The organism is Formosa algae, assembly GCF_001439665.1.
GTDB classification, from domain to species: Bacteria; Bacteroidota; Bacteroidia; order Flavobacteriales; family Flavobacteriaceae; genus Formosa; species Formosa algae.
This window is the reverse complement of record NZ_LMAK01000004.1, coordinates 1-12,870: the sequence shown is the minus strand read 5'-3', so window position 1 is coordinate 12,870 and position 12,870 is coordinate 1. Positions and strand designations below refer to the sequence as shown.

Sequence of the window (12,870 nt, the reverse complement as noted above, 5' to 3'; positions counted from 1 at the left end):
ACTACATTGTTTTTAAAAATAATATTGTTTTTAGAACTACATTGAGTACATCTACTACATGATTTTAAATAAATGCTTGGCTTATAACGGAAAGATGATTTATACTAGTTTAATTCATTCTCAATTTTTTGTTTACATTTACTAAGTCTGCTAAATCTTGTTTGTTTTAATTTGAAAGAAACAATTGCAATAAACAACATGAATGATAATATTTTGACAAGTTTTAGGTATAATACACACGAATAATAATAGAAATATAACTAATGCAAAATAACCTTATCTATCAAATATTAAAACTGGAATTATCAAAGCTAGAAGATGGTATATCAGTAAAAAACATCGATTTCATAAAGGACTCTGATAAACGATTACTTACTTTCTATATTGATGCCTCTGGGTTTGATTTAGAACTTGTGGAAGAACAAATGGTGGAATTAGAAAACCTAAATAGAACATGGAAAAAAACTAACGAAGGAGCAACTTTATGCGGATTTATTACCATGAGTAGTATTATAGTTGATGAACAGAAAATCGCTTTTAGGATGTTAAAAACTGATTTTATTGATTTTGTAACACAAGAAAAACTAAACATAAATACGGAAAGTTAACTTTTTTTGGCAGTATCTCATAAACTGTGTAAATTCATTAAAGACACTTTTTACAAACTCATTCCAACACCATTAATTTTTAGCCAGTTAACTTGCTCTTGGTAATTAGGTAAAACTTTATCTACTTCATTCCAAAAGGCTTGGGTATGATTGTTATGAATTAAATGAACCAATTCATGAACAATAATATAATGCAACACATCAATTGGTGCCATGGCACATTTCCAATGAAAATTTACGTTACCATTTGGTGTACAAGATGCCCAACGGTTTTGTAGTTCCATGACTTTAATTTGATTGGGCTCTACTCCTAGTTGATTTTTATAGCGTTCAATTATTGGATGAATTTTACTGTTCAATTTATCTTTATAAAAGGTAACAAATAGCTCCTTTGCTTTGTTCTTATCTGTTTTGCTTAGCAAAAATGTATTCCTTTTAAACTGAATACCTTCCAGTTTTTCATCTACCAATTTCAAGCGATAATTACGTCCTAGATATAAAAACGATTGTCCATTCACATACTCTCTCTTAACTGCATTTTCATTAAGCTGTGTCCACTCTGCTAAATTTTTAAAGATTTGGTATTCTTTCGCTTTTATTATATCTCTAATTTCATCATCACTTAGTTTTTCAGGAACACGCGCAGAAACAGTTCCATCTCTTTCTATAAAGATGCTTACTGTTTTACGTTCACTTTTTTGAATAACTATGTCTACTCCAGATACTCTCATTACTTGGTTAATTCTTGATGTCTACGTTTAGCTAAATTCATGATTTCTACACTTAATTTAGCATGCAATTTAGATACTTTATCTACATCGTTAAACGATATTAAATCTTCTACTTCTCCTTGTAACTTTCTAATTTCGGCTGGTCTGCCTCCCCAAAAATTAGGTTTATTAATAGCATCTTGTAAAAGGTTTACCAATTCTATAATTAATGCTTTTAAGGCTTCTTTTTCTTTTTCCGTTACTACCTCATCTTTAAAAGCACTAAAGATTATAAAGTCATAGAATGGTAATTCTTGGTCATCTAATCCTTCTTCTTCATTTTCTCCTTGTCTTCCTTTTTCTAGATCTTCTCTTACTCTTTCAAACTCTTCTACAATAGCATCCCAGTTACCCTGATAACGCTCTATAATTTCTTCCATTCTCTTAAGGAAACGTTTATATAAGGCAGGATCTTTATTAATATTTACTTTTATATGCCTTCTAATGGCATGCTCCATTTCTGACGCTTTAGATTTTGAGTTTTTACCAAGCTTACCTACTTCTTTTGCGAAATCTTTAGACAATAAACTAACAGGAGCTACTCGACTATCGATACCTAAGGTTTCTAGATGCTCATCAATCATTTTACGCACCTTAGGTTTTGCCCATTTTAAGTCCATGCTTGGATCTTTATAACGGTTTTTAATACGGACTAATAGATATCCAAAACGTTTTGCTGGAATGTAATACTTTCTTGCAGCTTCCGAATGAAACAGCAGATCCAAGCTATCAAAAAACGCTTTTATATAGGTATCAAATTGTGCTCTAAACGGAATAGATTCTGCTAATGCAATACAGTCTTCTGCTAGTTGAAACTCTGCATCTTTATCTGTCATGCGTTGCTCGGCAAATTTCTTGAAATCGATTATACCTTTGTCTGTAAACAGCTGAATCATTCGGTTGTAACGTGCTTCTAACACTGGTATTTCTTTATTGATATCTCTAAAGTATTCTAACAGCTCTTTGATATCTTCTTCGTCTTCTGCTCCCCAAATATTTAAGGCATCTTTTAAATGGTTGGATACGCCAAAGTAGTCTACTAAAATACCATGTGTTTTATCCTTTTTAGTACGATTTACACGTGCAATAGCTTGTAACAAGTCATGTTCCCTAATGCTTTTGTCTAAATACATGACTTGAGCAATAGGTGCATCAAAACCTGTTAATAGTTTATCGCAAACACATAAAAAAGCAACACCCGTTTCTGGTTTTAAATAATTCCCTGCTTCATCTGTACTATAATCAAAATCTTTTTTAAAGTTATCTACTGCTTTTATTTCTCTTGCATTTTTACGTGCTGCACTAATAAATGCTTGCTCATTATTATCTTGTTTGGTAACCACTGTACCAATTTTTATAAATTCAATCTTTTTAATTAAGTCTATATCTGGTTCCGGTTTATTTCTTTCTAATGCTGCTCGCTCTTTTAAAGCCTCATCAATTAAATATTGATAACGAGCTGCCGCCACTATAGAACTCCCTACTACCATGGCTTTAAACCCATTTGGTAAGATATCATCTACATAATGCTTTACTAAATCTTTAGCAATTTTTCGTAAACGGTCCATGTTTTCTAAATAGGCTTGCATGGTCCCGTAACGCTTTTGGATTTCTTCTTTTTCTTCCTTGCTTTGCTTTTTAAAAACATCTTCAAAGTCGGCATCAAAAGCTTCTCTCGATTTTATATTGTCGTTGGTTGTTTTACCGATGTAAATAATATCTAAGGTTGCACGATCATCTACAGCTTCTCTAATTTTGTAGGTGTCGATAAACTCGCCAGTACCACCAAAACGCTCGTGTGTTTTTTGTTTATGCCTATCGGTTAATAAAGGTGTTCCTGTAAATGCAATTTTAGTCGCTTGTGGAAATGCGGTAAATAAATTATCCCCCATATCACCACCTTGGGTTCTGTGGGCTTCATCAATCAAAATAACTATTCTGTCTGATGTGTTCACCACGTCAAACGGTTTAAATTCTGGCACTTTGCCTTCTTCCACAAAAGCTTTCATAAGTGCTTTAGAATGTTTTAATTCTTCTTGCACAAACTTATGTACCATAACCATATTTAAGTTAGATGCAGTACCACTTAACTTTGGCACTAATTCTTTACGCGACCCCACAATATTGGCTTCTTTAAACTCATTGGTTAAACGAGCCGTGGCAGATAACTGTTTTTCTAAATCTTTACGATCTACCATCATAATGACTTTGTAATCTTTCAAATCTGCTTGCGAACGTAACTTACGCACAAAAAACACCATGGTTAACGACTTACCAGACCCTTGCGTATGCCACACCACTCCAGAACGCGTTTTTCCTGAAGTTTCGTTACGCATTCTATCTAATATTTTACCTACTGCTCGGTACTGCTGATAGCGACAAACCACCTTAATTTCAGTACCTTCCTTTATTTCCATGAACAAGGTGAAGTGTTGTAAAATGTCTAATAAGATTTCTTTGTTTAAGATGCCTTTAATTAACACTTCTTGGCGTACTCTTGGGTCATTATGTAATCCGTTGTTTTGATATCTAGCCGTTTCTTCTGCTGCATAGTTTAGAACATCTACATTTTTATAAGCTTCAGGAAAGATATCTTTCCAGTTTAAATAATACTCAAAATCTCCAGAGATAGAACCTACACGTGCTTCTTCGCCATGGGTTGCGATGCTAAATAAATTATAATGAAATAAACGTTCTTCACCATCTGTAAAACCAAAATCATCACCACGTGTATTCGCATAACGCATGATCTGATCTACCGCACTAGAAATTGGGTCTGCAACATCTACATCTTTACATTCTACAACACAAAAAGGCAAACCATTTACAAATAATACAATGTCTGGAATGATGCCATCTCTTGGCCCACCAGGCGTAACAATTCTAAATTGGTTAATGGCTACAAACGCGTTATTCTCCCAATTTTTAAAATCTACGAGTTTTACTAATGGGTTTTCTTCTCCTGTAATTTCATTTTTTGCGACTGTGGTTTTGGTCACACCAATTAGTTTTTCAAAAACTTGCTTATTGGCTTCTAATAAAGATAAGTTTGCTTTTTCGGTTGCAATGGTTTCATTATATAAATCTTCTACCTGTTTATCGCTTAACCAATTTACACCATCAACAACATTTATTTTTTTAATCGCTTTTATAAACTCTTGCTTAAGCGTGACTTCTTTAAAACTAGTACGCAAACTTTTGGCGGGATCTTGTGGAATACCAAAACTCCCCTGGTCGATTATTCGCCAATCAAGGTCTTTTAGTTTTTCTAAAAATGGTTTTTCTACATTGGTGTATTCTGCCATATTATTAATCTTGTAAAGGTTCTATTTTCCAGATATCTGCTGCTAATTCTAATAACATTTCTTGTCTTTCATCAATTTGTTTAGCAGTCCATTCATCATTAAAAGGTTTAAGCTTTGTATTTATTCTTGTAATAGATGTATTTTCCCCAACATTATTAAGAGCATCTAAACTACTTGTTAAGTAATACTTACTCATTTTATATTGCGATTTTTTATTCTTAAAAAAATCTCGACTAGCGACTATATTAATTGGCTTCTCTAAAAGCGTCAAATTCCCTAATTTTACTTTGTATTGCTGATACTCTTTGTCTTTATTATCAGGATGTAAAATGAAATCGTTTAACAATTCTTGATTTGGCGTATTTGGTAAAATATGCTCAATTTCTAAATTGGTATAATCGTTTAAATTATCTGGGCTTAACAAGCCTTTATATGCCATATTTACATGTTGTGTAAATTTGGCTAGAATATATCTAGTTCTATATTGCTGTAACGAGTAAAAATGATAGCGTCTTAAAGCATCTATAAGTTCTGGTTGCTTACTTATTGTGCTTTTTTCGAAACGATTAGAAATAAACTCGTTTAATTGCACTTTTTGAGTTGCATAATCTGTACTATTTGAAATAGCTCTTAACTCATCTGCCCAATCAGAAAAGTTACGTTCTAATATTTTAGTTGAAGTTCTAGTAACCATAAAGTAAAACAAAAAGGTTTCTAATTGTTTTAATAAATGATCAAAAAGGTCTTTTGGTAGATTGTATGATGCTAAAAGAATTACATAATGTAAACTAAAACCGCCACCTGTTAGTTTTCTAATATTATTCATGTAGACGTTATCTTCTCCATCGTTTCCTTTTCCTTTGGTTAACAATAAAAAGTTAGATACCGTTTTAATTATTTTTCGAACAAATACAAAAGGTTCTTTTTGGTAGTTACTAGCAGTTATATTTTCTTTTTTAGAAAACCAATCATAAATTTCGTCTTCTCTTACAATACCATCACTTCTATGGTTTGAAATTGTATAATTTGCCATTAAAAAATAACGTAAAAAACGCAATGGTTTTTCTTTATTTTCTTCTAACGGATTGGTTATTTTTTTCCATTCGTTTTTAAGTTTGGTAAACTCGTCTAACTTAACATTTGTAAACAATAGATTTTTTAGTAAATCCATAGGATTTAAACCAACACCACGTTCATTAATAGTTTCAAAAATCTTTAATGCACTACTAACATCTGTTGATATTTGAATAAATACCACGTTGTTTGATAAATTACCCCAATACTTTTTTAACGTTCCTGTTTCTTGATAATTATATTTTAGGTACTGGTAAATGGTTGTGTAAGCATTTATAATATTTTCTAAAGCACCAAATTGTGACACACCTGCTGCATTTAGCAATGCTTTAATGGTTTCTGGCTGATTCCCCGATTTTATAATGGCAGTAATTACCTCTTCTGCATTTTCGTATTTAGGGTTTAACTTTAAACTGGTACTAATTTCGCCATCGCTATCTGTAAAGCTAGTGCTAATTAGGTTGCTTAAAATTGCCTCTTGCGGCTCGCCTTTAAACAAGGCTTTAAGTGCACAAAGCATTAAGAAAAATGTAGTTAAACGTTGTTGCCCATCTATAACATCATACTGTTTTTTATGTTGGGTTGGCGACACCAAAATAGTACCAATAAAATACTCACTAGCAGAACCACTCTCTATTTCGTTATTTAAATCGTCTAGTAATTTATTTACTTCCTTATCACTCCACACATATTCGCGTTGGTAATCTGGAACGATATAAAAGCAATCGTTAAAGGCTTCTTCTATGGTAAATTTATGGTTTTCTATTTTAGACATTTCAATATTCTTTTTTACTTTATTTTCTAATCTACACTCACGGCAACCTTACCCGTTAACAAATCTTGCAGTAAACCTGCTTTTAATTGTTGGTATTTGGTTAATACTTGTTTTTCTAAATCTATTTTTTGCACAATAGAATTAAGTGCTTTTGAAATTTTAATTTTCTCATCTACATCTACTGGCACCTTTACGATTAATTTTCTTAACAATTCGATACCTAATGAAGACCTTGTAGAACCTGTTAATAATTTGTCTATTTGGGTTTTCATATAATCACTATCTAATGCAAAGGACAAATAATCACTTTCGATTTTTGTTGGATTTATTATTGCCATTGTTGGTGAAATAGTAAATTTAAAATCATAATTCTTGAATCGAATTATTTTTCCGATAGTAGCAACTCTTCCAAATCCAATTGTTTTGTTGCTTAATTTATATCTCATCGAGTGTTCATCGAAAATTTTTTCCGAAACCTTTCTCGCATTTTTAATTAAATTACCTGATTCATCAATATCACCAATACCAACAAAAGGAATACCTCTGTCATCTATACTTGGTGCTCTGTGACTAGGATGCGGGTCAATTATATTAGCAATTTCACCTAGTTCATAAAAAACCCAATAATCGTCTGTTCGTAATTCAAACAAATCGTGCATTAAACCCTGTTTTATGGCTTGGTATTTGGCAATAGCGCTTTCGGTTTTTTCTATAACGGCATCTACGGTAGATAGGATTTTGGCTATTTTTTTTTGTTGTGGTAGAGGTGGATATTGAATGTTTAATCTACCAATATCACCTAAACTAAAGTTTGCTTGAGCAGCTTGCACATTAATTCTTCTTATTTGATCCTTTATGAATGCTCCATTTAGATAGTATTTAATGTAATCTCTATCCAAAATAGAACTATTGGATAATCTGATTAGCGCAAGTGCTTGATTAGTGTTAGCAGGAATAATAGTTTTATCAACAACTGCAATTCTTCCTAGAACTCCAGCAATTGAAAATAAAATATCATCAACTTGAAGCTGTGAACGTCTTAAAATCGCGTGAGTTTCTTCGTCGATAAAAGCAAAAGATTCAGGTATAAACTTACCTGAATTAGTAATACTTTCAGCTTTGATAAAATTGATTCCAGATTCTTTAAATTCTTTACCTAACGATGTTGGCGTTGTACCTTTCGTTATTAAAGATGTTTCTCCTTCAAACAAGCATTCTTCCCAATTATCCCTCATAACCCAATTCCATTAAAAAGTTATTCAATTGGTTAGCTGCTTTTTCTCTATTATCTAGAATATTAACCAATGTATTTTGGTATTTGGTGTAGCGGGTTTCTAGTTCGGTAATTAAAGCACGTTCGTAGCGGTTGACGTAATCCATTACGGTATGGTGTAACACGGCTTTAAAACGGGTAAGTATTAATGTTTTGGCTTCTTCTGGTGTTATTTTTTCGCGTGCTTTGGCAACCAAGTCTTCTTTTTTGGCTTTTATTTCGGCAATGGTGGCTTTGCAGGTTTTTAACTCGTTGGTGAGTTCTGTGTGTTTGGCTAGCTGTTGCTCAATGATTGTTTTTTTGGTTTCGGCTTGGGTTTGGGCTTTTTGTTTTTGGGTTAGCTCTTGTGTTAATGCAGTGGCATCTTCATTGGCTTTAATTCTAATTTTTAGCGCTTTAATTTCTTTCTTCAGCTCTCTAATATCAGCGTTGTAGGTTTTAATGTTAGTTTTAAGTTCTTTTAATACGTCGCTTGGGAAGACTTCGTAATTGTCTTCGTCAAACTCGCCTTCTTCCAATTCGTTTACTTCGTTAAATACCGCTTCTAACTCGTCGCGTCGTGCTTCGTTAGTGGCTAATTCTTCTAATACTTCCGGGAATTGCGATTGTAGTATGTCTTCCGCAGGAATTAATTCGGCATTCCAACCACTTGCTGCAATCGATTTTAAATCGGTTTCTAAAACATCCCAATAGGCAGCAAAAGCACCTCTACTTTTGTGTAAGTCTAAAATCCCTAAGGCACTAAAATCGTTGGCAATGCTCACAGAGAAATCTCTGTATAAATCGTACACATTTTTCTGCTCTGGTAAGGCTTCTAGTTTCGGTACATTGTTTGTCCACCATTGGTTTACGCCATTGGTGTATTCTTTTCTTTTTAAAACAACATCATCGTGTTCTAAAACAATAGTTTTTATTTGTTCTTTAGATGTTACATTATCTACCAAAATATCATAACCTATTTTAGGTGATTTATGATAAATGGCTGTTCGTAAGCTTAAGTAATTATTCCAATAAGATTCTAATTCATCAACTTCAGCAGTTGGAATACCACCATGTAAATGTGCATTGATATCTTGCGGTTCGGCAGGCGGACTATTATCTACATACCTACGGATATTAAAATTGTAATCTTCTTTTTCTAAATTAGTTTTAGAAATGTTTCTAGCATAGCCTTCTAAATTTTCTTTGCTTTTATAGATGTAGCTAATTTTAGCAATATCTTCTGGACGCAATTTGTTTTGGTTTTTGCCTTCTTTGTATTCTCTATCAGCATTAATAAATAACACCTCATTACGTTGTGCTGCTCCTTTTTTATTGATAATTAATACAGAAGCAGGAATTCCTGTACCATAAAACAAACCAGATGGCAAACCAACCACTGCTTCTAAATACCCACGGTCTACCAACCATTGGCGCATGCTTTTTTCTTCGCTACCTCTAAACAACACCCCATGTGGCATTACTACCGCCATACGACCATTGTCTTTTAACACCGATACCATGTGTTGCACAAACATAAAGTCGGCTTTTTTCTTTTTAGGCATCCAGTAATGGAAACGATCACGGAAGTTTTTAATGTCGCTATAATTTGCAGAAAATGGTGGGTTGGCTATAACAATATCAAAACGTTTTAATTCGCCGTTTTCTACGTGTAATGGATTCGCTATGGTATCTCCTTGTAGAATTTCGGCATCGAAAATATCATGGAATAACATGTTCATTTTACATAAAGACCATGTTGTACCACTTAATTCTTGACCATGGAAACTCAAACGCGATGCATCACCATAACGCGCTTCTACATAGTTTTTGTTTTCAATTAGCATACCACCAGAGCCACAAGTTGGATCGTAAATTGACGATTCTTCTTCAGGTTCTAACAGCGTTACTAATAATTTCACCACTTCGTTTGGTGTATAGAATTCACCGCCTTTTTTACCTGCACTATCTGCAAAATATTTTATTAAATACTCGTAGGCAGTACCTAAAAGGTCTGGAAACTCAAAACGGTCGTCTGTTAAACTTACTTTATTAAAATGTGTGATGAATTCTATTAGTTTTTCATCACTTAAAGCGTTTTTGTTTTTACCAATGGTACGGTTAAAGTTGACATTGGTTAACACCCCAGATAATTTATCAGGATTTTCTTCTTCTAAAGCTTCTAAAGCTTTATTTAAATGATCTCCCACATCTTTTTTAAGGTGAAGAATCCCTTCGTTAACCTCTTGTCCTTCTTCGTTGGTAGTTTTATAATTCCAACGTGCGCGAGTTGGCACATAGTATTGGTAGGCGTTTGCACGCTCTAAGGCTTGGTTTATTTTATCTTCAGACAATCCTTTGGCTTGTAATTCTTTTAAACGAATAGCACGATCTTGTTCGTACTTATCGCTTAAACGTTTTAAGAATAACATCCCGAAAATGTATTCTTTAAACTCTGAGGCATCCATGTTACCTCTTAATATATCGCAGGCATCCATAAGGAAACCTTCTAGCCATGAAAGGGTTAGTTTTTTATTCATTGTTTTATTCTATGAGTTTTAACTCTTTATATTTTACTTTGTTTTGATATTTGTATAATCAAAATACAGTCAAAAATTACATCTTATTTTGGATGTCTAATTGCCTCGTTCTGTGCTTAATTAATACTTTTAAATCTTCTTTGTTTTTATCATTAAGACAACTATTATCAATTAACGCTCCCCAACTTCCTATTCCTTTTTCGATACGTTTCCAAAGGTTTTCAATTGCTTTTTGTGGAATATGAGCTTTTAACATAGCTTCATTAAAATCTTCACGTTTTAATTTTCGCTTTTTTCCGTTAAGATTTAACGCTAATTCTTCTTGATCTTCTGGAATTAACATTTTTACAGCAACCATATCATAAGCAGGAGACAATTCATAATGTTTACTATCATTGGCTATTATAGAAAAGTTCTTTAGATGCATATCATTATTCCCAATTAAGAAAGATACAATGACTTGCTGATAAAATTTTACGGTTTCCAGTAAAGGGTTTTGAGTATATCGAAGAATTCCTTTTGCTATTTGCTCATAAGAACCTCGATATTTATGTTCTGTTAACCGTTCTGTAAATTGACAAGCATCTTCCATTGGATATTTTTCACCAGTGGTATTACGATCTATTCGCTTAGTTAGATATGCTAATGATCCATCTTTTAAAGGAATTAATAAAAAAGGAACTGTTGCTACACCACAAGCTTGGGTTAACAACATGGACAAAGCCTCAATCTCTGGCATTTGTGGGTATAATTGAAAAGGCGGTTTTAAAATATATCTTCCGTTTAGCGCTCCAACAATAGTTAGTCGATTTTGAGTGTTTTCTTCTGTAAAGCCTAATGATAATTTAGGTTGTACACCTGTGACAATAATTCTTTGTGCTACGTTTTCTTTCGCTAAATCGTCGATTTGAGATAACTCATAATCTAGCTCTAGTACAGGCGTATCTTCTTGCCAAAAATCTGCAAGACATTTTTGGTGATAATTATTATCTCCTTTATTTAGTTTTTTAAGACAAGCTAAGCAATACTTCATACTTTCTCTATTATGCTAATATTACCAATACAATCTCTGCATGTAGTTAATAATAATCCCATACGATCTCTTGGGTTTATTTTCCAGTTTTTTTGTGCAATATCTAGCAACCAACCTTCGGGGATTAAACCATCAAAAAAAGGAAATAATTGCTCAGATTTAAAAGGTTCTTTTTGTAGAGGCAGGGTTACACTAACTTGCATTGCACCTTCTTTTTCTAAGTATGCTTTTTTATATTCAAAATTATAATCATTGTCACCTTCAGTTAAAACACCTGCAAGTGTATTATTTACCCATATTTCTCCTTGTCTCATCGCTTATAGGTGTTGGTGTTAATGTGTGTCCAAAAAATAAGAGTACTTGATTTACTTTGTCTGACATTAGATTTGGCTTTCCTTGTTCAAGTTCGCGTACAAAACGTAGTCCTACTCCTGTGAAGTCTGATAACTCTACCTGGGTAAGTTTTGCTTTTTTACGCCTATTTCTTACAAATTGAGCTATACCGTTCTCTCTATCCCAATTATTCATAATATACCTTTATGGGTACAATATAATAAAATATATTCATATTATACCTGTATGGGTGTATATTATATTTTCGTGTAGTTATTATACCTGAAAAGGTGTATTTTACGTTTTAAAAATCAGTTGATTTTTTTATAATTTAACTCGAAACAATCAACTGATTTTTGAAATGAGCCTTAGCGGCAGGCGTCACACAATGCTTATATATTTATATAAAAACACCATAATTATCCGATAGATTGAACAAACTCACTCTTGTTATTTTTAGAGTAAACCTTAGCTATTGTTTTTGCCTTGAATTATCAAATTGCATTCAGATAGAAGTTCAATAAACGGCACAAATTCTTCTCACTTACATTCTGTGAAATATTAATACTCTTTAAAACTTGGTTTATATAACTTTCAACTTTGATTCTTTTTACTACTTTTTTTTCAAATAATCCTTCATTAGTTTTTATATCGCAACGTGTTATATCCCCTTCTAACCTAGTAATTACAGGATCAATTAGAGTTGATTTTTCACATTTACAAACTTCTAACCAATTATCTTTTCTGGCAACTTACCTTAATTCAATTCTTCTAATCTTATTATTTTTCATTGTTTTTTTTTAAGGTTTTTGAGTTCCGAAAAAAGCACTCTTACGATAGTAAGCAGGAATGCTAGTTTCCGCAATTTGCAAAATTGTACGGAAAGTGGCACATCTTGCACTTCACATTTGGATGTGTTTCCCCATTGTCTATTACCACTTGAAATTAACGAGAAATAATAAAGCAAGATTAGAAAAGTACATCTTGCACTTATAATTTTTAAATAAATATTTACAGATCTCTTTTAATAATATTTTATCTAAAAATAGCCAATCACTTATAGAAATAATCTTTTTAAACAACTTATAACAAAGCTTTAAAATATAATGTTATAAGAATACATTGATATAAAAGTATCTCTATATAAAGCTATAGTGTTATAAGAATACAAGAGTACATT

9 protein-coding genes are annotated in these 12,870 nt (G+C 32.5%); 1 reads left to right on the top strand and 8 read right to left on the bottom strand.

Annotated features, from left to right (window positions below):
• The first annotated feature begins 263 nt into the window (after positions 1-263).
• Positions 264-608 carry a hypothetical protein gene (locus AST99_RS00585; RefSeq protein ID WP_057778045.1) on the top strand — a complete coding sequence of 115 codons (345 nt, stop codon included), beginning with the start codon at positions 264-266 and terminating at the stop codon, positions 606-608.
• Between the two features lie 50 nt (positions 609-658).
• Here AST99_RS00585 and AST99_RS00580 read toward each other — a convergent pair whose 3' ends face one another.
• The 8 genes from AST99_RS00580 to AST99_RS00545 form a co-directional block, all read right to left on the bottom strand.
• Positions 659-1,339, bottom strand: a complete 681-nt coding sequence (locus AST99_RS00580; protein ID WP_057778043.1) for a M48 family metallopeptidase — start codon at positions 1,337-1,339, stop codon at positions 659-661.
• Positions 1,339-4,683 (bottom strand): type I restriction endonuclease subunit R, encoded by a 3,345-nt coding sequence (locus AST99_RS00575; protein WP_057778041.1) that lies wholly within the window; start codon positions 4,681-4,683, stop codon positions 1,339-1,341. Before AST99_RS00575 ends, AST99_RS00580 begins: the two co-directional genes overlap by 1 nt.
• Positions 4,684-4,687: 4 nt before the next feature.
• Entirely contained in the window at positions 4,688-6,532 is a 1,845-nt protein-coding gene (locus AST99_RS00570) for a DUF262 domain-containing protein (protein ID WP_057778038.1), read from the bottom strand.
• 26 nt (positions 6,533-6,558) lie between these two features.
• A complete protein-coding gene (locus tag AST99_RS00565) occupies positions 6,559-7,767 on the bottom strand; it encodes a restriction endonuclease subunit S (protein WP_057778036.1) in 1,209 nt (402 codons plus the stop codon).
• Entirely contained in the window at positions 7,757-10,324 is a 2,568-nt protein-coding gene (locus AST99_RS00560) for a type I restriction-modification system subunit M (protein ID WP_069727774.1), read from the bottom strand. The genes AST99_RS00565 and AST99_RS00560 overlap by 11 nt, the downstream gene beginning before the upstream one ends.
• A gap of 76 nt (positions 10,325-10,400) precedes the next feature.
• Positions 10,401-11,357 carry a HipA domain-containing protein gene (locus AST99_RS00555; RefSeq protein ID WP_057778034.1) on the bottom strand — a complete coding sequence of 319 codons (957 nt, stop codon included), beginning with the start codon at positions 11,355-11,357 and terminating at the stop codon, positions 10,401-10,403.
• Positions 11,354-11,671: a HipA N-terminal domain-containing protein gene (locus AST99_RS00550; RefSeq protein WP_057778031.1), complete on the bottom strand. Its 318-nt coding sequence runs from the start codon at positions 11,669-11,671 to the stop codon at positions 11,354-11,356. The genes AST99_RS00555 and AST99_RS00550 overlap by 4 nt, the downstream gene beginning before the upstream one ends.
• On the bottom strand, positions 11,643-11,885 hold the full coding sequence (locus AST99_RS00545) for a helix-turn-helix transcriptional regulator (protein WP_057778030.1): 243 nt from the start codon (positions 11,883-11,885) through the stop codon (positions 11,643-11,645). The genes AST99_RS00550 and AST99_RS00545 overlap by 29 nt, the downstream gene beginning before the upstream one ends.
• Positions 11,886-12,870 lie beyond the last annotated feature (985 nt).

Bases quoted from the DNA above. Each gene is read 5' to 3' on its own strand.
- AST99_RS00585 (WP_057778045.1), top strand. From the start codon at position 264: ATGCAAAATAACCTTATCTATCAAATATTAAAACTGGAATTATCAAAG.
- AST99_RS00580 (WP_057778043.1), bottom strand. From the start codon at position 1,339: ATGAGAGTATCTGGAGTAGACATAGTTATTCAAAAAAGTGAACGTAAA.
- AST99_RS00575 (WP_057778041.1), bottom strand. From the start codon at position 4,683: ATGGCAGAATACACCAATGTAGAAAAACCATTTTTAGAAAAACTAAAA.
- AST99_RS00570 (WP_057778038.1), bottom strand. From the start codon at position 6,532: ATGTCTAAAATAGAAAACCATAAATTTACCATAGAAGAAGCCTTTAAC.
- AST99_RS00565 (WP_057778036.1), bottom strand. From the start codon at position 7,767: ATGAGGGATAATTGGGAAGAATGCTTGTTTGAAGGAGAAACATCTTTA.
- AST99_RS00560 (WP_069727774.1), bottom strand. From the start codon at position 10,324: ATGAATAAAAAACTAACCCTTTCATGGCTAGAAGGTTTCCTTATGGAT.
- AST99_RS00555 (WP_057778034.1), bottom strand. From the start codon at position 11,357: ATGAAGTATTGCTTAGCTTGTCTTAAAAAACTAAATAAAGGAGATAAT.
- AST99_RS00550 (WP_057778031.1), bottom strand. From the start codon at position 11,671: ATGAGACAAGGAGAAATATGGGTAAATAATACACTTGCAGGTGTTTTA.
- AST99_RS00545 (WP_057778030.1), bottom strand. From the start codon at position 11,885: ATGAATAATTGGGATAGAGAGAACGGTATAGCTCAATTTGTAAGAAAT.